This is a genomic window from Pseudoflavitalea sp. G-6-1-2, from assembly GCF_012927185.1.
Taxonomy (GTDB): Bacteria; Bacteroidota; Bacteroidia; order Chitinophagales; family Chitinophagaceae; genus Pseudobacter.
Genome location: NZ_JABBGB010000001.1, coordinates 1,725,298 through 1,747,436 on the forward strand (window position 1 = coordinate 1,725,298; position 22,139 = coordinate 1,747,436).

15 protein-coding genes are annotated in these 22,139 nt (G+C 47.2%); 7 read left to right on the plus strand and 8 right to left on the minus strand.

Going from position 1 to position 22,139, the window contains the following annotated elements; genetic code table 11:
* Positions 1-47: 47 nt before the first annotated feature.
* From HHL16_RS07175 to HHL16_RS07185, 3 genes are all read right to left on the minus strand, one after another.
* Entirely contained in the window at positions 48-4,850 is a 4,803-nt protein-coding gene (locus HHL16_RS07175) for a PKD domain-containing protein (RefSeq protein ID WP_169424448.1), read from the minus strand.
* Between the two features lie 187 nt (positions 4,851-5,037).
* Positions 5,038-5,454, minus strand: a complete 417-nt coding sequence (locus tag HHL16_RS07180; protein WP_169424449.1) for a hypothetical protein — start codon at positions 5,452-5,454, stop codon at positions 5,038-5,040.
* Between the two features lie 18 nt (positions 5,455-5,472).
* A complete protein-coding gene (locus HHL16_RS07185) occupies positions 5,473-6,978 on the minus strand; it encodes a carboxypeptidase M32 (RefSeq protein ID WP_169424450.1) in 1,506 nt (501 codons plus the stop codon).
* A gap of 114 nt (positions 6,979-7,092) precedes the next feature.
* On the opposite strand from HHL16_RS07185, the gene HHL16_RS07190 reads away from it, so the two are divergent.
* Entirely contained in the window at positions 7,093-9,510 is a 2,418-nt protein-coding gene (locus HHL16_RS07190) for a hypothetical protein (protein ID WP_169424451.1), read from the plus strand.
* Positions 9,511-9,942: 432 nt separating this feature from the next.
* Here HHL16_RS07190 and HHL16_RS07195 read toward each other — a convergent pair whose 3' ends face one another.
* Positions 9,943-10,506 carry a hypothetical protein gene (locus tag HHL16_RS07195; RefSeq protein WP_169424452.1) on the minus strand — a complete coding sequence of 188 codons (564 nt, stop codon included), beginning with the start codon at positions 10,504-10,506 and terminating at the stop codon, positions 9,943-9,945.
* Positions 10,507-10,785: 279 nt separating this feature from the next.
* On the opposite strand from HHL16_RS07195, the gene HHL16_RS07200 reads away from it, so the two are divergent.
* From HHL16_RS07200 to HHL16_RS07210, 3 genes are all read left to right on the plus strand, one after another.
* Positions 10,786-10,977: a hypothetical protein gene (locus HHL16_RS07200; RefSeq protein ID WP_169424453.1), complete on the plus strand. Its 192-nt coding sequence runs from the start codon at positions 10,786-10,788 to the stop codon at positions 10,975-10,977.
* 167 nt (positions 10,978-11,144) lie between these two features.
* Positions 11,145-11,363 (plus strand): hypothetical protein, encoded by a 219-nt coding sequence (locus HHL16_RS07205; protein ID WP_169424454.1) that lies wholly within the window; start codon positions 11,145-11,147, stop codon positions 11,361-11,363.
* A 312-nt stretch (positions 11,364-11,675) separates the two neighbouring features.
* Positions 11,676-11,906: a hypothetical protein gene (locus HHL16_RS07210; RefSeq protein ID WP_169424455.1), complete on the plus strand. Its 231-nt coding sequence runs from the start codon at positions 11,676-11,678 to the stop codon at positions 11,904-11,906.
* A gap of 224 nt (positions 11,907-12,130) precedes the next feature.
* Here the strand turns inward: HHL16_RS07210 and HHL16_RS07215 are convergent, their stop codons facing one another.
* The 4 genes from HHL16_RS07215 to HHL16_RS07230 form a co-directional block, all read right to left on the minus strand.
* Entirely contained in the window at positions 12,131-12,394 is a 264-nt protein-coding gene (locus HHL16_RS07215) for a helix-turn-helix transcriptional regulator (RefSeq protein ID WP_169424456.1), read from the minus strand.
* Positions 12,395-12,457: 63 nt separating this feature from the next.
* Positions 12,458-14,632, minus strand: coding sequence for a peptidase domain-containing ABC transporter (locus HHL16_RS07220; RefSeq protein ID WP_169424457.1), 2,175 nt, complete (start codon positions 14,630-14,632; stop codon positions 12,458-12,460).
* A 19-nt stretch (positions 14,633-14,651) separates the two neighbouring features.
* A complete protein-coding gene (locus HHL16_RS07225) occupies positions 14,652-15,821 on the minus strand; it encodes an HlyD family efflux transporter periplasmic adaptor subunit (RefSeq protein ID WP_169424458.1) in 1,170 nt (389 codons plus the stop codon).
* 919 nt (positions 15,822-16,740) lie between these two features.
* The gene (locus HHL16_RS07230; RefSeq protein ID WP_169424459.1) at positions 16,741-18,414 is read right to left on the minus strand and encodes a hypothetical protein; all 1,674 of its coding nucleotides are present in this window, start codon (positions 18,412-18,414) and stop codon (positions 16,741-16,743) included.
* A gap of 171 nt (positions 18,415-18,585) precedes the next feature.
* On the opposite strand from HHL16_RS07230, the gene HHL16_RS07235 reads away from it, so the two are divergent.
* The 3 genes from HHL16_RS07235 (at position 18,586) to HHL16_RS07245 (ending at position 22,138) form a co-directional block, all read left to right on the plus strand.
* Positions 18,586-19,701 (plus strand): Nif3-like dinuclear metal center hexameric protein, encoded by a 1,116-nt coding sequence (locus tag HHL16_RS07235; RefSeq protein ID WP_240965890.1) that lies wholly within the window; start codon positions 18,586-18,588, stop codon positions 19,699-19,701.
* A 40-nt stretch (positions 19,702-19,741) separates the two neighbouring features.
* Positions 19,742-20,497: a C4-type zinc ribbon domain-containing protein gene (locus HHL16_RS07240; protein ID WP_169424460.1), complete on the plus strand. Its 756-nt coding sequence runs from the start codon at positions 19,742-19,744 to the stop codon at positions 20,495-20,497.
* A 117-nt stretch (positions 20,498-20,614) separates the two neighbouring features.
* On the plus strand, positions 20,615-22,138 hold the full coding sequence (locus HHL16_RS07245; RefSeq protein ID WP_240965910.1) for a hypothetical protein: 1,524 nt from the start codon (positions 20,615-20,617) through the stop codon (positions 22,136-22,138).
* The last annotated feature ends 1 nt before the right edge of the window (position 22,139 follow it).

Below are 22,139 nucleotides of genomic sequence, written 5' to 3' on the forward strand. Positions count from 1 at the left end.
CATAAAACAGTTATATCGCATTTACCAGGGTACGGATCACAGGGCAACTACCGGATAAGGGTTACATTGCCTTTTTCTATGAATGTGGTGCTATTGTTACAAATAATATCCAGCGTATAGATGTATACATCGGACGGCGCGGGTTTTCCTTTGTGCATGCCATTCCATCCGTTGTTTGCATCATTGGGCGAAAAATTGCTTCTCTCGTACACAAGATCACCCCAACGGTTAAAAATCCTGAAGGCACGGATAACGAAAGGCCCCTTGCCTCTAGGATAGAATACGTCGTTATGACCATCCGAGTTGGGTGAGAATGTATTGGGCAAAAACAGATTGCTGTTGTCGCAGAACACGTGAACAGTAACCATATCTCTGCTGATACATCCTCCTTTATTGGTAGCTTCCAGGGTGTAGATGATAGTCTGCCCCGGCGTAGCTATCGGATCGATACAGGTTGCACAGCTAAGTCCGTTTGACGGCGTCCATTTGATATTGGTGGCATCATCCGATACTGACCCATTCAGTTGAACGGACGATCCCAGTCCGAGCTTCTTATCTTCTCCCGCATTTACCACCGGCCAGGGATACACTGTGATAGGTACGTATGCGGTATCGGTGAAGCATTGGTAATCGTCTTTGCCTACTACCCGGTAGGTGGTGGTGGCATCGGGTCGTGCATTGGGATTGTCTGCATTTGTTTTGTTCAATCCCGCCGAAGGTGTCCACTCATATTGTTCTGCACCATTGGCAAAGAGCTGCAAGGATTCTCCTTTACAAATGGTTCCTCCCAGATGCGCCTGAATGGTGAATGGCTGCTTCACAGAGATCTTCACCGAATCGATGGCTTCACATCCAAAATTATTGCTGCCTTTTAATTTGTACATCCTGCTCTCCAAAGGTGATGCCAAAGGCGTTGCACAATTGGTGCAACCCAAACTATTGTCTGTTGCCCATTGGTATTTGTCTGCACCACTGGCATGCAGCGTGATGTTTTTCCCGCGGCAGATGATGGCATCGGGGCCGGCATCCAGCACAGGAACCGGATATGCCTGAATACTTTTTACTACCGTATCTGCGCAGCCCGCAGAATTGGTAACAATAAGTTGAACCGAATACTTTCCGGCGCTCTGAAATTTCACAGGCGAAGGTTCCTGGCCAATGGCGGTACTTCCATTCCGGAAATCCCATTTCCATTGAAGGGGAGACGTATCTGGTTTCAGAATTTTGCCCTGGAAGCTCAGTTCGGCAGGTGTGCAGGCTCCATCAGCACTGTTTATCTCAGCCACAGGAGCAGCTACTATTCTGATGGGAAGCGGCAGCTGAGCTTCGTCTGTACATCCCATCCGCGTAGTTACTTTCAGAGAAACAGGGTGGAGACCAGTGGTTTTATAATAATGTACGGGATTCCGTTGTCCGGTGATTGCATTTCCATCGCCAAATGTCCATTCATATTTTGTGATGAGGTCATTGGAGGTGGAAAGGTCATTGAAAATCACTTTTCCGGAATCACATAGCTGCTGGATATTGTTGTTCAAAGCAGCTTCCACATCAAAGATATGAATAGTGTCTTTACCGGGGATGGGTACGCGGCAACCTTGTGGATCTTCGAGTATCATTTTGGGGAGATAAACTCCCATCCGGTCAAACGCATGTACAGCATTGGCGCCTGCATTGGCATTGGTGACGCCATCATTGAAATCCCAGATGAATTTTGCAGCATTGGTGCTAACGCCGGTGAATTTGATATTGGTGGGCACGCATCCGTTTACTTTATCGTAGCTGAAACTGCCGGTGGGGCCTTTTATTACCATGGTGGCAAAAGCAGAATCCTCACATCCCCCTACACTGGTGATGAGCAGCTTTGCGCGATAGGTGCCGGGATAGGTGTAGAAATGCGAAGGCGCCGCAATATTGGAACCGGTTCCGTCCCCAAAATCCCATACTGCTTTTTTGTAATGCTGGCTTTGATTGGTGAATGCCGATACCAGCGGCGGACAATTAGTAGTGGCTTTATCCACGTCGAATGCTGCCTTAGGATTTCGGATGGCGATGTACGCTGTTCTGATCATCGAATCGGCACAACCCACTCTGTCTTTTACTACCAGTTTGATGGTGTAAATCCCTTCGTCTTTGTACGCATGCGAAGGTGCTGTGGCTGCTGAATTGTTGCCATCTCCAAAGTCCCAGCTGTACTGGCCTGCATTCGATACCGTCTGATCTATAAAACGCACGGACTTGCCAGTGCAGGATAAAGTATCAGGTGCATAGAACTTCACCAGTGGCCTTGAAATATTCACTGCTTTTGTTATAGTGCGTGCGTTCTTACAACCCTTGCTGTCGGTAACTGTAAGAGTGATATTGTACTCACCGGGAGTTTCAAATTTGTGCTCGAAGGGAGCGGTATTGCGTACTTCGGTATATCCGTCTCCGTAGTTCCATTTCCACTCTGTGATGGGGTTGGTTCCATCGGAAACAGATTTGTCGGTAAAGGTGATGATTGAACCCGGACAAACAGAAGGATTCACTGGCGCAAATGCCGCTGTAGGGCCATTAACAAGAACGATATTGTTCTGCGTGATGGAATCTTTACAACCATTTCTGTCTGTAATGATCAGACGGATAGTGTAACTGCCCGCATCGTTGAAAGTGAAGTTGAGTTGTTGTCCGGCAGGACGGCCGTAGACTGTGGTGCCACGGAAGATGATCCAGTTGTAAGCGCTTATCTGTTGAGCGTTTGCAGCTGCAGCTTTCAACGTAAGCGCAGCGCCTTTGCAGATTTCATTGCCGCTTACAGTGAAACTGGCTTTCTCATCGATCACGGTTACCAGACGCTCTGTAAAGTGTGAACATTCTCCGTTGGAAACGGTAAGCCTCACGGTATAATTTCCGGAACCGCCATAGGTATGGGAAGGGTTTGGGTCAGCCGATGTTTGTCCGTCTCCAAACTGCCAGAACCAGGATGTTGCGCCTCTTGACCGGTCTTTGAAATTACGGCTCAGTCTGTTATTGCAATCGAAACTGCTCACGAAATCTGCGATAGGAGGTTTTACGTGAATCATATTCAATATCGAAAGAGAATCGCGGCAGCCATTGCTGGTAACCACCAGCTTTACATTGAAGTATCCTGTATCGGTGAAATAATGAGTAGGGTGTTGTTTATCCGAATAGCCACCATCACTGAAGTACCAGCTCCATTTGTCGATGGCGGCTCCTGTGCTTTTATCCTGAAAGTTCACTGGCATTGCGGCGCACACATCCAGTGGCGATCCGGTGAAGGCGGGAACAGGTTTATTACCCGCGCGAACTGCATCTTTCACAATAATGGTGTTGCTGCATCCGCCTGCAGTTGTATAGGTGAGACTTACTGTGTAAGTGCCTGCGCTGGTATAGGTGTGCTGTGCGTTCAGTTGGTTCACGGTGGTGCCATCGCCAAAGTCCCACATCCAGCTAACGATAGGGTCTGCACTGCGTACTGTTACAATCGGTTCATATTTTAAGGGAACACAACCCTCAATGGGAAGATTGGTGATCTTTACTTCGGGTGCTGCTATCTGTACGAATTGTTTTTTCTCCAGTGTATCGGTACATCCTGCGGCATTGGTTACAACAAGCTTAACATGGTAAGTACCGGCTTTAGTGTAGGTATGGCTGATAGTGCTGCCATTGCCCTTAGCGCCGTCTCCGAAGAACCACTCCCAGCCTACAATTCCGGTATTGGAAGCTGTGAAGTCCACTGTATGCGGCGCCTTGCAGCCGGCAGGATTGGTACTGTTGAAACCGGCCGTGGGTTTGGCCAGCACCTCAACCGTTTTGCTTACTTCCGATTTGCAGGTGCCGAAGTCTGCGATGAGTTGGATAGTGTACCGGCCAGGTGCTGCATAGGTTTTTATAGGATGCATTTCTGTTGAACTTGTACCATCACCAAAATTCCAGACAGAACCCGTAGGAATGGGCACCGATGCGTTGCTGATATTTACCGGCATGCCTGCACAAATAGAGGCTGGTGTATTGAAATCGGCTTTGGTGGTTCCGATATTAATGATGCGGGTTTTGATCACAGAATCTTTACAGTCGGTACTGTTTCTGGTAACCAGTTTTACAGTGTAACTGCCATTAGCATTATAGGTATGAACAGGGTCTTTGTCGGTGGATGTTTGTCCATCCCCGAAATCCCACACATAACTGAGTGCGCCTGTTCCGGTACTGGTATTGGTGAATTTCACCGCTGCCGGCGCCTTGCAACTGTTGGGAGAGGAGAATCTGAAACCAGCTTTTACACCGGTGGATATGTTTACGTAATTGCTTCTGGTAAGCGTTTGATCGCAACCGTTGGTGTTGGTTACACGGAGCGAAATATTGAAAGAACCGGCAGATGCATAAATGTGTTGCGGGTTTTGTTCTGTGGATATTGTTCCGTCTCCAAAATCCCAAAGCCAGTTGCTGATAGTACCGCTACCGGGATCGCTGTCGTCTGTCAGCTGAACGGGCAGCGGATAACAACCTGTATTTGCCGATGTGCTGAAATTCACTGTGGGCAAGGCCTGCACGGTAATGAATGCATTGAGTGTAACCGAGTCTTTGAACAGATCGTTACCTGCTACGAGTTTCACCGTATAAGTGCCGGGGTTGAAATATGTTGTTGCAGGATGCTGAAGAAATGAAATGGTTCCGTTACCGAGATCCCATCGCCACCAGGTGGGATTGCCTTTGGAGGCATCATTGAATTGCACAATAACAGGCGCGCAACCCTGTTGAGTATTGGCCGTAAAGGCAGCAGTTAATTGCGCGTAGGCCCCGCTGTTACATAATATAACAAGCAGGCATAGGTTTAGCCAGGCGGTACGTGTCATGTGGTGTTCCCTTATAAGATAGTTGGATGATCCGAGACAGAAAGGTAGGCCTTTCTAAGGGTATACACGTAAATGTGGACAAGTATTAAATAAAATTAATGTCTCGCAAGACCCAATGCCAGTGCGGGATTGAGTAGAAGAACGGTTGAATTTTACCGGAGTGTTTGATATATGTCAAATGGTTAAATTACTCTCTTTTACGTAGGTGAAGGATGTTCTTCCCGCCGGTTACCGGCATATTGGCTTCTACATAGTTGGAATAGCTGTCGGTGATCTTCCAGATACCGTTTACCTTGTTGAGGGGATCACCAGCTTGGGCAAACTGAGCATCGATGGTTTTGCTCAGCAAATCGCCCTTCCAGGTTCCTGTTTCGGTGGGCTGACCCGTGCGAATGCCTTCCACCTTTCCATCTTCATAAAAACGGAAACTGTAGTCACTGAAGGAGGCAGTAATGTCTGTGTTTTTCTCTTTGAACTGCTCTATGAACCATACACCATCGGTGATGGCAGCCATGAGTTGTCTTTCTTTTTCTTTTTCAATGGCTTTTTTGCAGCCGGAGGTAAAAATGAAGGTTAAAAGGATAAGGGATAATAGTGGTTTCATGCAGATGAAGGGTATTGGTTATTCGTAAATACCACGGTACTTACGTTGCAGGTATTGCAGAAAGTAGCTGATATTCAGCGTTTCTCCCGTTACCTTTTTGCATAACTCTTCACTGGTGTACATCCTGCCATAACGGTGAACCTGATTGCGCAGCCATTGCAATAACGAATCCGGCGTACCTTTTTGTATCTGCTGATCCAAACCGGGGATATTTTTCTCTGCTGTGGCAAATATCTGTGCGGCATAGAAGCTGCCGAGGCTGTACGTAGGGAAGTATCCGAAACTGCCATGGCTCCAGTGAACATCCTGCAGGCAACCCTGGCGATGATCGGGCACTTTTACGTTCATGTATCTGAGGTAGCTTTCATTCCAGAAGTCAGGAATGTCGGCGGTGGTGATCTTGTCTTCCATCAGCGCTTTCTCCAGTTCGTAGCGGATCATCACATGAAAATGATAGGTCAGCTCATCTGCTTCGGTGCGGATGAGCGATGGATTCACCTGATTGATGCCGCGATAAAAATCCATCGAAGTCAGATGCCCCAGCTGCTCAGGAAAATACTGCTGAAACACGGGCAGGTAATGCTGGCACCAGGCCAGACTTCTTCCCACATGGTTTTCCCAAAGTCTCGATTGCGATTCGTGAATGGTGTAAGAAGCGGGCTCTCCCAATGGCAATCCGTATTGCGTTTCGGGAAGTCCCTGTTCGTAGAGCGCATGTCCTGCTTCGTGAATGCAGCTCCATACCATATTGCCGAGATCGTTCTCGTCGATGCGGGTGGTAACGCGCACATCCTTGCAGTTGAAATTGGTGGTGAAAGGATGTTCTGAAATATCCTGTCTTCCTGCTTCGAGGTCGTAGCCCATATCGCGGATCAGCTGCATGCCGAGATCCCATTGTTTGCCTTTGGGGAAATGCTGTTGCAGAAAGCTGTTGTTCACCTGCGGCATCGATTGTATTTCTGTGAGCAGTGCACGAAGTGGCTCGCGGATGGTGTCGAAGACTTTATCGAGCAGTTGAACGCTGGCGCCTTTATCGTGATCGTTCAGCAATGCATCGTAGGGATGATGCCGGTAGCCGAGTATCTGTGCTTCTTCTTTTTTCATTTTCACCAGTTCGGCAAGATCGCCGGCAAAGAGGCTGAAGTCATTGGCTTTGCGGGCCTCGATCCAGCTATGGTAACTTTTGTTGATCACTTCAGTGAGCTTTCGCACGAATGCAGCACTGAATTTTTTGTTGCGCTGATAGTCTTCGGTGGTGAGTGCTATATTCCGCACCTGTTGGTCGGTGAGATTGTTGCTGTAAGAGAGATCATTCAACAACACGCCGAGTCTATCACTGGTGAATTCATTATGGGCGAGCTCAGAGAGGGTGGCCAGTTGCTGGCCGCGGAAGCCGGCACCTTTCGCAGGTAGATAGGTTTCCTGATCCCACTGCAATACAGCTGCAGCATAACGGATATCGGCAATGCGGCGCATGGTGCTCTCATATTGGCTGTACAGCCCGGCGGATGTAGATGTGCTCATAGGCATCAAATATCCAAATTATTCGTCATTGGGTGAACGTTAACAGTTGGGATGCAAAAAAAATCATCGGTTTACGTGATAAACGCAGTAATTTGTCAACCAGAAGTGATACTCATGAAACGATTTACGCTCCCTTTCCTTTCGATTGTTTTTCTGATGGCGGCATCCATTTCTGCCCATGCCCAGAAGGTCGATTCCATGATCAATGTTTATGGCGAACAGTTCCCCCAGGAAAAAGTGCATGTGCATTTTGACAAAGCCGTGTATAATCCGGGTGAAACCATCTGGTTCAAAGCTTATATCCAGGCGGGCTTTATGCCTTCGCAGATCAGCAAGAACTTTTATGCAGAACTGATCGATCCTTCTACCGGCAGAATGCTGCAGAGAAAAGTGATGCCGGTATTTGAGTCGTCAACAGCCGGTCATTTTGATCTGCCCGTGAACCTCAATATTCCTGAAGTGGTGTTCCGTGCGTACACCAACTGGATGATGAACTTCGATACCACCATGCTGTATACGAAAACGCTTCGCATCGTTACCAAAAACGATGCAGGTGCAGCAGTGCAGGCAGCGCCTCCCACACTGAAGTTCTTCCCTGAAGGAGGCGATCTCATTGCAGGCCTGGCAACCAGTGTTGCATTCAAAGCCACCGACAGCCGCGGTTTCCCTGTGAAAGCAAAAGGTATTGTGCGCGACGCGAAAGGCGCTACCGTAGCCAGTTTCAGCAGCGCACATGATGGTATGGGCAAGTTTGAATTTGAGCCCGCCGCAGGCGCCACTTACAATGCAGAATGGAAAGATGAAAAAGGAACCGCTTACAAAGCAGAGTTTCCTGCAGTGAAATCTTCGGGAGCCGTGCTGCAGATTGCAGGTACGGGCCCTCGCCGCAGCTTCATCGTAAAGCGCTCTATGGATGCCGGACCAGAAATGAAAAAAGTATACATTGTTGGTCATATCTATCAGCAGGTAGTGTACAAGGCAACCATCGATCTCAGCGGCAATTTCATGACCAGCGGATTGATACCTACCGATAATCTTCCCAGCGGCATACTTCAGGTTACCCTCTTCGACGCAAACTGGAAAGCTCTGGCAGAACGTATCACCTTTGTAAATAACAACGATTATCTCTTCCTTCCCGATATCGTCGATTTAGGCAAGAACCTCAGCAAGCGCGGAAAAAATATTATCAGCATTGAAGTGCCCGATACGCTTCGTTCCAATCTCTCCATTTCTGTAACGGATCTTGCAGTAAGCGACGATGGTAAAGAAGATATCTTCAGCCGCTTTTTGTTGTCGGACGAACTGAAAGGATTTGTCTATCAACCTGCATACTATTTTTCTTCCACTGCCGATTCGGTGCAGCAGCACCTCGATCTGGTGATGCTTACCAACGGATGGCGCAGATTCAAATGGGAAGATCTTGCGCAGGGAAAACTGCCGCAGATCAAATATCCACTCGAAAATTATCTGGCGCTCAAGGGAGAATTGACAGGCCTGCAACCCAGCCAGATTCCACAGGGCACATTGCTGAATGTGTTCATGGAAACAAAAGATTCCTCCAGACAGCTATTTTTGCTGCCGGTTGATAATAAAGGAAAATTCAAAGAAGAAGGACTCGTATTCTTCGACACCGTAAAACTCTATTACTCTTTCAATAAAAACGAAAAGCTCACTACATCGGCAGTGGTGAATTTCAATAACGGATCGCTGAGATCTCCTTCACTGGTAACATTCAATCCGGGATGGAGAATTTACAATCCGATCGATTCGAATGCGATCAGACGCAGTCAGTTCATAGCTGCGGAAGCAGATCGTCTGAGACCCGAAATTGCAAAACGTGTAAGAACACTTGAAACAGTAACAGTAACTGCCAAACAGAAATCCAAAACGCAGTTGCTCGATCAGAAGTATGCGAGTGGATTATTCTCCGGAGGTGATGCTTATTCGTTCGATATGATGGACGATCCTTTTGCGATGGGTGCAAGAGATATCTTCACCTTCCTGCAGGGGCGTGTACCTGGTCTGATGATCAACGGTGCCGGCGGTCCAGACGGACCAACATTGCAGTGGAGAGGTCAGAAGCCAACCTTGTTTCTGAACGAGATGCAGATAGATGCGAGTGCAATCGCCAATACGCCGGTGGCAGATGTAGCATACGTGAAAGTGTTTCGTCCGCCATTCTTCGGCGCATTCGGAGGCGGCGCAGGCGGGGCAATCGCAGTGTATACGAAGAAGGGAGGAGATATGAGAAATACCTCCAATGTGCCTGGTGGCATGGAAAAGAACAGAATGGTAGGCTATTCTGCTGCAAAGGAGTTCTATTCACCAGATTACTCGAAAGAGAATGCGTTGTATGATGTGCTGGATGTTCGTACAACTTTATACTGGGCTCCTTATCTCTTAACAGACAAGAATAGCCGCAAAGCAACGATAACATTCTACAATAATGATATCTCCAAAAAGCTGAAAGTGATAGTGGAAGGCATGAATGAAGCGGGCATGATGACGAGAGTGGAGAAAGTGCTGGAGTAGTTCTTAGAATAAATATTGGTGATCCCGGTTCAATGCGAACCGGGATTTTTTATTGGCGTTATTTGAATCGGGAGTGTAACGAAGGATCAATAAGAATTCTTCAGAGTTATTGTTTATTCAGGCAGCAGATATGATTGCCTATACATTAAAGGAACAGGAATTCCCCATTGCAGCGAGAAAGAAGCATAATGCTGATAGAATATTCAGAAATATGTTATTGGAGAGTTGTTTCAACTCCTGCAGATCAGGAGCAGATAACATCATACGTCTGTAGGAAATAAAAAACCCCGGTTACAAACCGAGGATTTGGTCCGAACCATCCGAGGCACTACTGCCTCATGAGCCCGGAAGACTACAAAGTAAATAATAAATCTTTTCTAATTCCAAATTTATTTTTCGTCAAACGCTTGCCAGATCAGTGTTTGAGAGCTTTCACTTCTCAATAATCGTTATCACTTTCTCAGCTTTCATCAATGTGCTGTCTGCACTCTTCAACGAATCCGGCAGTTTTGCATTATAGGCAATTGAAAACTTCCTGTACATCTGCATCATCGGGCCGCTGAAATCGAATTTGCCATTCTGACTATTAATGGCTCCATTAATCATAATGCCATCATCTGCTGGTTTCAGTTGCAGGTGCATGCCGAATGGCTGCCCTGTTGCTGGTTTGCTGATCTCTATATCATAAAAATACTGATGGTCGTAATCAATCAGAAAGGTTGCTGAGCTATGTTGCTGATCGAAAGCATTGAGTGCAGAATCGGGATTGATGGATTTAAGCGGCAGAGAGTCCTGCGTAAACCAGGCGCTGTCGCGATAATACAGCTGAGCCGGGTCGTAAGCTGCATAGAGCTGTGTTTTCTTCTTAACCGAGTCTGGGGTATCGCCGAATGAGATGATGTTATCGATCACGGGGTGATCGTTTTTTTGAGCGATAAAGTACATGATGCCGCCAACCAGCAGCATCGATATGATAATGATCCAGGTTGTACGCATGTGGGAGCTGATTGATGTGAAGAATTTACCACATTTATTGCAATTAACGTGCCCTGCATATAACTACAGGTTCAGGTAGCGATCCATCTTTACCGGGATGGGAAAGCAAACGGGGTAGAGGCAAGAAATAATGCAAGCGTAACACTGTGAACGCGAGGCTGCAATACAAAGAATGGTTACAACCGACAGCTATAATTTAGCTTTTTCATGGTTAGGATTTACTCTCCCAATGCGTCAACTTTATGCGGAAATCCTATTTCATTTCTTAAAAAGAATGTTATGAAAAACATGAATCAATTCACTCCATTGACAGAGAAAGAAGCTCTGGAAATTAATGGTGGCGGTCCTCTGGACGGCATCCTCGGTACAATCACAGCAATCGTTAGCGGTTTGCCAATCGTAGGGCCAATCCTGGGCACTGTAATTAATCTGGTGAAAGGGCTGTTGGGTAACCTTCCTCTCCCTATTTAACCGGGTAGGTCAACTGCAGAAACGGGCAAACGCCTGTTTCTGCAACTGACCAGCAAGTCACGGGTTTTGTATGTTACCTGGAAAGTATAGCCATCGAACGTACAGGCAGAGGACCCGTACCATCTACGGGTCTTATTGCCACCCATCTACTCCGTAAATTTTTTACCATGAACAATAACTTTCAACCACTTTCCGAGCAACAATGCAAGGAAATCAATGGCGGTGGAACTATCGGCCTCGGCGGTATAGTTGTAATCACCGGCCTCACCAATCTCGGTGTATTTGTTGGTAATACACTTGTAGCAACTTCCACTACAGTAGCGGCACTGGCCGTAGGCGTTGCCCGTTCTGTAGGCAGTCTGCTTGGTAATATCAGGCTCTATTAAACTGATCCGGTGCTATGGCCGGTCCGGGGCTGAGGAAAGGCCGAAATCCTGCTTCCGGAATAGCACTAACTGCAATAAATAACCGCAATGTCCCCGCATGCGGTTGTGCTTACCTCTGAAAGATTTTGGACGGGGAATACAGTGTCTGGCCATGGTTTTCAGATACTGTAAAAAGGGCTCCAGCATTGATGGAGCCTTTTTCTTTTTACTACAACAATCAGCTATAATTTAAACTATTGATGGTTAGGTAAATCAGCCAATTACAGTCAACTTTAATCAGCTAAATCTTCCTTCACCATTAAAAAAGTAATCATGAAAAGCTTAGAACAATTCAGCGCGCTTTCTACTCAGGAAGCAATGGACATCAATGGCGGTGCCGGCCTCGACAGCCTGATCGCTGCTGGTCTGATCATCCTCAGCCCAATTGCTGCTTCTGCAAGTGCAAGCCTGCTCATTCTGTCTACAGGAGCTTCTACTGCCGTTAACACCGTTGCAGTTGGTTTAGCTGCTTTCCTCTCAAGAGTCACTTTACCAACTGTGTAAGAGATTCAACTAACCGGCCGTGTATGTATCGCATGCACGGCCTTAAAAGACCATCCCGGACATTGGATGGGGTTGTAGTGGGAACACTATAACTGTCAGGCATACGTGTAAAAAAGGGCTGGGATTTGTCCCGGCCCTTTTCTTGTTTGTTTACATAGGTAATCAGTTTGATCTGATGCCTCCATGCTGCTCCCCCGAAAAAAGTATGTTGTTATGGGTATTGATCAATATCTGCTTCGCTGCCACTCGGCCTGCGCAGCTGGTTCTTCATGCTCCAGCAATAAGGCCGGGCTCGTCTGCAGTATCGAACTGATCTGATACAGCCGGTCGATTGTAATAGGCGTTTTACCATTCTCCAGCCTGCTGTAGGCATTCTGCGAAATGTTCAGCAGCAATGCCATATACTCCTGAGAGTACTCCCGGTTCCTGCGTAACGTCCTGATCTTTCCTGCCACACGGGCGGTATGGGATATGGTTTTCTGTAACATATTCAGAGGGTTTCGTACATAGAATTTTGTTTTTATCGGGTTCGGATCGGGATGTATAGAATATTAATCCTGATGCAGCATCGTACCCTGGTGGTGCGACCATAATTCTGCATACGTGCTGTTGTTCTTCAGCAACTGCGCATGAGAGCCCTGTCCCTGCAATTGTCCATTCTTCAGTACTACGATCTTATCTGCATTCATTACCGTGCTGAGCCGGTGTGCTATCACAATGATCGTTTTTCCGTTTCTTCTCAATCGTTGCATTACCAGCTGCACCATCTGGTCTGCAATTGGATCGAGAGAGGAAGTCGCTTCGTCCATGATCAGAATGTCCGGATCACGATAAAGCGCACGCGCAATGGCCAGTCTTTGCCTTTGTCCTCCCGAAAGATTCACGCCATGCTCTCCCAGCCAGGTATTGAACCCGCCGGGAAGCTGCTCCACAAATTCAAGTATGCCCAGCTGCCGGCTGATGTCTATCACGCGTTGCATATCGGGCTCGAACTCCCCCACTGCAATATTTTCAAGCACCGATCCTGCAAAGAGATCGATCTGCTGGGGCACCACACTCACACGTTGACGAAGACTTTCATTATCGAAGTACCGGATGTCTGTATCGCCAATGGTGATATGCCCGCTCTTTAATGGATAGAGATTTTGCAGCAAGGCAATCATGGTTGATTTGCCGCTGCCGCTCTCACCCACTATCGCAGTGATGCTCTGCTGTGGTATTTCGAGATCGAGACTCTTAAAAACATCTACACGTGTTCCGTATCGAAAACTCACCTGATGGAAATTGATATCGCCTGTTTTGCCTGCTTCGAGTTTGATTTTGTTGCCGGTATCTTCCTGTTCCAGATCCATGATCTCGAATAAGCGATCGGCTGCGATCAGCGCATCCTGCATACTTTTGTTGGCGCCGATGATGCTCATTGCAGGACCTGTAAAATATCCCACCAGTGCATAGAAACTCAACAGCTCACCTGCGCTGAGATTGCGGCCAACAACCATATAGGCGCCAGTCCATAAAAGTGCTACAACGAGTACGCCATTTACAAATGATGCTGCATTGCCGAGATGCACATTGAATGTGCCTGTATAAAAAATGCTTTTCAGCAGTTTGATGAATCGTGATTCTGTTTTCAGGTTCGCATGTTCTTCCAGTCCGAATCTTTTAATGGTGGTGATGGTGTTGAGCGATTCTACCAGCTGGCTGCCAAGCTCCGCACTGTCTTCCATCATTTTCCTTTGCCATTTCTTATTGAATTTATTGCTGACGTAGTACATCAGCAGGTAGATGGGTATCACAGCCATTACCAGAAAAGCCAGCTTCCATTGGTAGATGAACATCACCACAAAAGAGAATATCACAATGAATGCATTCACCAGCAGTCCCATGGCTGTATCGTTGATGAAGAGTCGGATCTTCACGGCATCGGTAATGCGGGAGGTGATCTCACCCACGCGCATGGTATCGAAAAATGTCTGCGGCAGTTTCAGCAGGTGTTTGTAATAACCGAGTATCAGGCTGGCGTCGAGGTGCTGACTGGTTTTGAGTGCGAAAATATTTTTAAGGCTGCCGATGAAGAACTGCAGCAGCAGTATCACAATCATAGTAACACCCATGAGATTGAGCAGGCGCGTGTTCCCGCCGATCAATACATGGTCTACGATATTCTGTACGTACAGAGAAGTGGCAAGGCCGAGAATCGTATATACCGCTGCACCAAAGAGTACCTGCAGGCTAACAGCTTTATGTGGTCGAAGCAAATGCCAGAACCTTTGAAGATGGGAGATTTTCTCATTGCCTTCCTTAAATGTTTCTGCAGGCAGTAACAGAACCAGTACGCCCGTCCACATTTTTTTGAAGTCTTCGGCTTTGTAGGTATGTGCCTGTCCGTCGATAGGATCCATTACTGTAACTTCTTCGGCAGTTACTTTGTAGATCACCACATAGTGAACAATGCGCTGCTGAACAATTACGTGTGCAATGGCGGGGACAGGCATGTTGAGCATGGCTTCGTAAGTTCCCTTCACACCCTTGGCTTCGAAACCCAGTTTCTGTGCAGCTTCCACGAGGCCGAGGATATTGGTTCCTTTTGTATCGGTGCCTGCCATCTGCCTGATCTGGGCAATAGGCAATTGAAGATTATAGTGAGCAGCGATAGATTGCAGACATGCTGCGCCGCAGTCTGTAATGTCGTGCTGTTTTACCTTGGTGTTTTTTTTCAGGTGCATAGGAATTGATTCAATGGTGTTATTTCTTCACAGGGGTGGGCGTTTCTTTTGCTTTGGCGTTCGGATTGATCCAGCTATCGCTTCTTTCGTACAGCAGTTGCAGCAATCCTCTTCTGGCAAGTATGAATCTGCACTGAAGCGTCATACCCTTTTTCAGATTTCCCTGTACGCCATTTGGAAGGGTGAGGCTGTTGCTGTTGAGTTTGCATTTCACTTTGAAGAATGGCTGATCGTTCACCATGCTGAAATCGTTGTCTACACTGATAACCGATCCTTCCAGTATCCCCCATGAATTGTAATTGAAGGCATCCACCTGAAACTTCACCGGCATGCCTTCGTGGATATAACCGATGTCGGCGGGGGAGACATATGTTTCGGCGATCAGTCCGGAATCGGGAGAGATGTATCCGAGCAATTCTCCAGGTTGCAGATTGCCGCCCTCATAACGGCCTGTGAACTGCTGGAGGGTTCCGCCGACAGGAGCTTTTATTTCAAGAAGATCCTTTTCGCGTTGCAACTGATCTTTTCCTGAATGATATTGCTGCGCTTCTACACGGGCCTGCTCCAGCTCCTGCTGCCAGCGGGCATTCTGCTCGGCTGCTCTTGCCTGATAGTTGGCGCGCGCCTGTTCGAAGGCGTATTTCTTTTCGATGTATTCTTTCTTCGCAATTACCTTATCGTCGTACAGTTTGGTGTACATGGCGAGGTCCGATTTGAGTTTGTCTACCAGACTCTTCTGTTCGGCCAGGGATGCCTGATGGCTGAGGTACTGCTGACGGTATTGTCCTGATTTTACGCGGCCGCCTGCTCCGCTTGCCAGCAGTTGCAGATCGTGGATGTAAGATTGCCGCTTGTTCAGTTCGTAACTGGCCTGGTTGAGTTTGCTGTTGGTGATATCCTGTTGCATCAGCAATAGAGTTTGTCCCTGCTGAACAGAAGCGCCGTCTTTCACCAGTACTTTGGCAATGGAGCCGGTGGTAAGGCTGCGCAATTCAGTTTTTTCTGTAACCGGGCGGATGATGCCGGGCACATTTACGCTGACGTCTACTTTAATGAATATGGAAGCAATGATAGCTACTACAATGGCGGCAAGCACCGCGGTGTAGATGATCTGGCTTTTCACTCTGATACGGGGCAGCCAGGTATAAGCGGATTGCTCCATTACCTCGGCCGGTAGGATCCTGGACATGGGAATTGGTATTTATTATACAAACAATAAACTGGGCATGGTTTACTAACCGCCAGGCAAAAAATTATTCCGAACGGGGAATTCAGGGGAGAGGAGAGTGCGTTTTCGAAAGGGTAGAATAATCTTATACGCACAAATTACCGGTTCAGATTTAATTTATACACGGAATGGATAATATGACCGGATGAGGGTGTAATTCTGAATGTATACGGGTATGGATGTTCCGGAAATGAAAAATGGCGGTAAAAACCGCCATTCTTTAAACCCTTTAAATAACCCTGTCCCCTAAAACAGGATCAAGGACAACGATCAGATGGTCTTGATAGGTATTGAATACAAGTCTTCAAGGATAATCAGACTGGACTTGTTCAATAGAATAATGGAAAACTTGCCCTTGTTGCCCTGCCTGACCTACGCTATAATTATTTATAGCAGGCTCGGAACAGCTCGGTTTTATACCAGGATAATGGATTTGTTTCTTGTTCGGGTTCAGTTGCCGGGAGGGGACGGTTACTGCCCGTATTGGGTGGATGTTGCTATCTGTGTTCTGATGAATTACAAATCTTGCTTAAAATCAAATTCTTTCAAAGAAAACAGGGAGGACAAAAAGTAGATCAGTGTAAAAAAAAGGGGTTAAGGTGGTCAAAACGTGGACAACGGACGGGGACAGCCCTGAAATAGAAGTGAAAATGAATGTGAATTAACGTGAATGTGTAAGTGCTACATTGAAGGAAGATGGAGATCGTCCACCATCTGGCCCCAGGTTTGTGGGTAAGCGGTCATGTCTTTTAGAAGGGTGTCTGAAAAGCACCTTGCCTGTTTATCCGGATAGGTCGGGCAGTTGGTAGTACAGTAACTATGCCGGCTATACGCAATAGCCTTCAGCAGGCTACGCGGTAGTTGATACACAAACCTTCTTTCAGGAATCCTGCAACTGCTCCAGATAAACCCTCAGGCTTTCTTCCTCCGTCAATCTCAGTTTCTTCTTTAATCGATATCTGGCCTTCTTCACACTCTCAGGCTCAACCGAAAATATCCCGGCGATCTCTTTATTGTTCATGCCAGACAGAATGAAGCAGGTTAGCTTCAATTCGTTGGGAGTTAGATCCGGATGTTTCTTCGTGATCTTATCGATGGTGCCCTGGTGCAGCAAATTGAAGTTGCGGATGAACTCCCCCCAATAATCGTTCTCGCCTATATTGCTTCTGATTTCCTTGGCAAAGCGGCGGCAATCTTCATTATTGCTCGTATGCAGTTTCTCCTGCAACTGTTGCAGGTACTCGGTTTTATTGGCGAGCAGCACGGAGGTGGTGGCGATCTGCGCCTGCAACGATCTTGCTTCTTCTCTTACCTTCTCTACAAGTCCGCGGGCTTCATCCACAGCATCGTGCTTTTCTTTTTCGAGCAGCGCATAGGCTTCGCGGATGGCGATTGCTTTCTCCTGCTCGGCAACCTGCCTTGCTTCTTCGCGCGCCGATTCTTTTTCCTTGCTGATTGTAAGTTTCATTTTTCTGTACCTCAGCCAGATCACAGCACTGATGCCTGCGAAAGCCGCCAGCAGCAAAGGTATCAGCCGGTTCGACCAGCTGGCGGTATTGCTCACACTGCTCTTTCTAAATGGAAGCACCGCCGGATAACTTACGTCTTTGAAACCGGCCATGGCCGCTTTTGCTCTCGCCACTACACTGTCTTTCAGCATTTTCGACTGTCGTTCGTAAGATTGGCTTAGAACCGGATCGTTCAGCTGGCGGTAGCAAGCAGCCAATCCATCGAGAATACCGGGTTTGAGATAGTGATAAGCCCCGGCATTGTTGATGCCATTGAGCGCACGACGGAGATACTCTACGGCCCGAACGGTGCTGTCCATTCCAAGATAGATCTCGGCCCGGTCGCGGTAACTCAGTATCGAATAGTGATGATCGTTATGGTGGCTGAATATTTCTCTTGCTGTTTCGTTCAGTTCGAGTGCTTTCTGGTTCTCACCCAGATGATGATAGAAACCTTGCAGCTCGAACAGGTAAAATGCTGTCAGCGGCTCATTGTTTGTTTTTCTGGCAGAACCGGTCAGCGAGTCGATCATCGCCAATCCTTTCTCCTGCTGCCCGGATTTGTAATAACAGATTGCCTGAAACATGGCAGCTTTCGGTACCAGCTGGTTTTGCTTTGAAGTGGAAAGTGATGCGTGCTGCAGATAGGTGAGTGCTTCGGGAAATCTTTCGAGCCGGCATAATACAACACCGATCTCATAATTGAGCTGAGGCAGAATATCATTGACGTCGTTCTCGATGGCAGTTTTGTGTGCTTCCTGATAAAACAGATGGGCCTGCATGTAGTTGCGCTGCATATCATAGAGTGCAGCCAGCTTTCTGTAACTGTCTACCAGATTGGCCGTTCCTCCGGATCGCATGCCTATATCGATGGCAGCCATCACATATCGTTCAGCCTCGGAAATATTTTCGTAGCAACTATTATTGTATAACTGATGAAGTAAGGCGATCTGCTGATCTGGCTTCTTTGTATCGATAAGCCTGTTGAGAAGGGAATCACCCGTATGGGCACAAACATCCCGGAACGGCATGAATAGCAGCAGCATGGTGGTTGGTAACACCGCGATAATCCCGGGTTTCAGGTTAAGCATTTTTTTTCTTAGGATTGAAGATAAAGGGATCGGGTAAGCGGTTCTTCAGAGAATGGAGAGCGAAATAAAGAAAAAGCTGATTAAAACAGCCTTAAAAAGATTATAATTTAATTAAAAGACCGCTCATTGTCTACCTTCGCTTCTATGAAGATGTATGATGTTATACGCCATCTCGAATCAATTGCACCTCCTGCTTTACAGGAAGGATACGACAATGCCGGCCTCATTACAGGTGATTCCGGCTGGACCTGCACCGGTGTACTCTGCACACTCGATGCCACCGAAGAAGTAATTCTCGAAGCAATCAATACCGGTTGTAATCTTGTAGTGGCACATCATCCCATCGTATTCGGCGGACTCAAAAAGATCAATGGAAAGAATTATGTGGAGAAGACCGTGATCACTGCCATCAAAAATGATATCGCCATCTATGCCATACATACCAATCTCGATCATGTGTTAGATGGAGTGAACGGCCGGATGTCCGACAGGCTCGGACTTGAACGCCGCCGCATTCTTTCTCCCAAAGAAGGCACACTCAAAAAACTCTTCACTTTCGTTCCCGTAGCGCAGGCGGAGCAGGTACGCAATGCCATTTTCAAAGCCGGGGCCGGACAAATAGGCCGGTACAGCGAATGCAGTTTCGGCGTTGAAGGCACGGGAACATTCAAAGGCGAAGCAGGAACCAATCCCTTTGTGGGGCAACCCGGCACCCGCCACGAAGAAAAAGAGCTGAAACTCGAAATAGTTTTCCCGGCCTGGTTACAATCGGCCGTAGTACAGGCACTTGTTACCGCACACCCGTACGAAGAAGTGGCCTACGATGTGGTAAGTCTGGCCAATGCCCATCCGGGGCAGGGGGCGGGAATGATCGGGGAACTGCCCGAACCAATGGGGGAAATGGAGTTTTTAGGATTTCTGAAAGAGCAGTTCGACCTGAAAGTGATCCGCCATACCGCCCTGAACGGCAGACCTGTAAAAAAGATAGCCCTTTGCGGAGGTGCTGGTAGTTTTCTGGTTTCCAAGGCTTTACAGGCCGGAGCAGATATTTACATTACCGGAGACATGAAATACCACGAGTTCTTTGACGCTAACGGAGAGATGATCATCGCAGATATTGGTCATTTTGAGAGTGAGCAGTATACGACAGACTTGCTGGTTGATGTTTTGCGGGAAAAATTCACTACCTTTGCCGTCCTTAAATCGGGCGTTCCAACGAACCCGGTCAATTATTATATTTGATCAGGCTAACCCGAAAAAACTATAATCACTATCAAACTATATGGCGAACGTAAAAGAATATTCTGTTGAGGAAAAATTATCCTCACTGGTTTCTCTGCAAAAAGTTGAATCTAAGATCGACGAGATCCAGATCCTGAAAGGAGAACTGCCGATGGAGGTGAGTGATCTGGAAGATGAGATCCAGGGACTGAATGCCCGCCAGACACGTATTGAGGAAGAGATCAACGGAATTCAGGAGTTCATCAATTCCAAGAAAAATCTGATCAAAGACGCAGAAGCTTTGATTAAGAAATACGAAAAACAAAGCGAGAACGTTAAGAACAGCCGTGAGTTCGAAGCGATCAATAAAGAGATCGAAATGCAGCAGCTGGAAATGAAACTCGCTGAGAAGCATATCCGCGATGCAAACGAAGAGATCGCAGATAAGGTAGTGATTCTCGAAAAAGCAAAGAAGAACATCGCTAATAAAGATGGCGTTCTGGGCACCAAAAAAGGTGAACTCGAAAAGATCATCGCAGGAACAGAGAAAGAAGAAAAACATTTCGGTAAGCTCGCTTCCGATGCACGTGAGAAAGTAGAAGAGCGTCTGCTCGTTTCTTTCGACCGCATCCGCAAGAACTACCGTAACGGTCTGGCTGTTGTTCCCGTAGAGCGTGATGCCTGCGGTGGTTGCTTCAACGCCATCCCGCCTCAGCGTCAAAGTGAGATCCGTCAGCGCAAAAAGATTATCGTGTGTGAGAACTGCGGACGTATCCTGGTTGACAGAGACCTGTTCGATTCTGTAGAAGTAAAGTAAAAGAGCAGTAAGGAAAAGACGAACAGCCCAATTTCGTGTTTTTGTACCTTAGTAATATTTTGGCAGTAAACTCCTCCCATATGGGGGGAGTTTTTTTATGTATTATATTGCATAGATATGACGAATGTGCTGCTCCTCGCCTCTCATCGCCATCGCATCTGCATTGTTGCAGTATGTCTGCTTGCCTGTCTCCTCTCTTTTTCTGCCAGCGCACAAAAAGTGTTCGACTTCAACAGTAGTTGCCGTGAAGCATACAAAGAGATCATGCAACTGAAACTCGATGCCGGCCAGCAGAAGATCAATGAAGAAAAACTGAAACATCCCGATAACCTCATTCCATACCTGCTGGAGAACTACATCGATTTCTTTATTCTCTTCTTCAATGAAGATCCCGCAGAGTACACCAAAAGATTTCCCAATCGTGATGTGCGGCTCGCGCTTTTTGATGAAGGTCCCGAATCATCCCCCTTTCTTCTTTACTCCAAATCGGTGCTGCATTTTCAGTGGGCTGCCATTCGTGTAAAGTTCGGTGCACGCTGGGATGCAGGATGGGAGTTCCGCCGCTCCTTTCTGCAGATCAAGGAGAATATGAACAGCTTTCCCAGCTTCTCGCCCAACTACCTTTATAATGGAGCCATGCAAATGGCCATCAGCACTATCCCGGACGGATACAAATGGCTAAGCAATCTGCTCGGTGTAAAAGGCAGTCTGAAAACAGGGCAGCAACGCGTTGAACAATTCATGAAAGGGAATGATGAATGGGAGCGCCTCTTTTACGAAGAATCTATTTTCTATTACTGCTACCTGCAATTCTACATCCTCAACAATAAAGATGGTATTGCAAAGTTCATTCAGAACGAGAAACTCGATCTGGTGAACAATCATCTCTTTGCTTATCTCGCCACCAATCTCAGTCTCAACAATCAGCAGGCCGAGCGCGCAGAACAAATTCTCGAAGCGAAAAGCAAGGCTCCCGGATATATGCCAACGCCTGTGTGGGATCTTCAAATGGGCTATGCAAAACTGCATAAGCTCGAACCCGGCGCTGCGCAGTATCTCGAACGCTTTGTGAAAAATTTCAAAGGAAAATTCTATCTGAAAGATGCCCTGCAGAAACTCAGCTGGCACTATTATCTGGCAGGTGATCAGAATAAAGCAAACTGGTATCGCAATGAAGTGCAGAAACGCGGCAGTGCCGATTCTGATGCAGACAAGCAGGCCAATCAGGAAGCGAAATCAGGCCGGTGGGCCAACAAAATATTATTGCAGGCAAGATTGCTGAACGATGGCGGTTACTTCAAAGAAGCGCTTCGTTTGCTTCATGGAAAAAGCGTGAACGATTTTGCCGATATAGCCGATCAGCTTGAGTTCGCCTATCGAGTAGGAAGATTGTATGATGATCTGAATGCTGATAACGAAGCCATCGTTTTCTATAAAGACGCTATCAGACTGGGTGAAACGCGAAAAGAATATTTCGCATCAAGGGCTGCCCTTCAGCTGGGAATGCTCTGGGAAAAGCGTGGCGATAAAACCAATGCCATCTATTGGTACGAACGCTGCATGCAAATGCCTGAGCACGATTACAAGAATTCTCTCGATCAGCGTGCCAAGGCAGGAGTGCTCCGGTGCAAGGGGAGCTGAT

Excerpts from the sequence above, each read along its gene's own strand:
- HHL16_RS07175 (WP_169424448.1), bottom strand. The coding sequence starts at position 4,850 with ATGACACGTACCGCCTGGCTAAACCTATGCCTGCTTGTTATATTATGT.
- HHL16_RS07180 (WP_169424449.1), bottom strand. The coding sequence starts at position 5,454 with ATGAAACCACTATTATCCCTTATCCTTTTAACCTTCATTTTTACCTCC.
- HHL16_RS07185 (WP_169424450.1), bottom strand. The coding sequence starts at position 6,978 with ATGAGCACATCTACATCCGCCGGGCTGTACAGCCAATATGAGAGCACC.
- HHL16_RS07190 (WP_169424451.1), top strand. The coding sequence starts at position 7,093 with ATGAAACGATTTACGCTCCCTTTCCTTTCGATTGTTTTTCTGATGGCG.
- HHL16_RS07195 (WP_169424452.1), bottom strand. The coding sequence starts at position 10,506 with ATGCGTACAACCTGGATCATTATCATATCGATGCTGCTGGTTGGCGGC.
- HHL16_RS07200 (WP_169424453.1), top strand. The coding sequence starts at position 10,786 with ATGAAAAACATGAATCAATTCACTCCATTGACAGAGAAAGAAGCTCTG.
- HHL16_RS07205 (WP_169424454.1), top strand. The coding sequence starts at position 11,145 with ATGAACAATAACTTTCAACCACTTTCCGAGCAACAATGCAAGGAAATC.
- HHL16_RS07210 (WP_169424455.1), top strand. The coding sequence starts at position 11,676 with ATGAAAAGCTTAGAACAATTCAGCGCGCTTTCTACTCAGGAAGCAATG.
- HHL16_RS07215 (WP_169424456.1), bottom strand. The coding sequence starts at position 12,394 with ATGTTACAGAAAACCATATCCCATACCGCCCGTGTGGCAGGAAAGATC.
- HHL16_RS07220 (WP_169424457.1), bottom strand. The coding sequence starts at position 14,632 with ATGCACCTGAAAAAAAACACCAAGGTAAAACAGCACGACATTACAGAC.
- HHL16_RS07225 (WP_169424458.1), bottom strand. The coding sequence starts at position 15,821 with ATGTCCAGGATCCTACCGGCCGAGGTAATGGAGCAATCCGCTTATACC.
- HHL16_RS07230 (WP_169424459.1), bottom strand. The coding sequence starts at position 18,414 with ATGCTGCTGCTATTCATGCCGTTCCGGGATGTTTGTGCCCATACGGGT.
- HHL16_RS07240 (WP_169424460.1), top strand. The coding sequence starts at position 19,742 with ATGGCGAACGTAAAAGAATATTCTGTTGAGGAAAAATTATCCTCACTG.
- HHL16_RS07245 (WP_240965910.1), top strand. The coding sequence starts at position 20,615 with ATGACGAATGTGCTGCTCCTCGCCTCTCATCGCCATCGCATCTGCATT.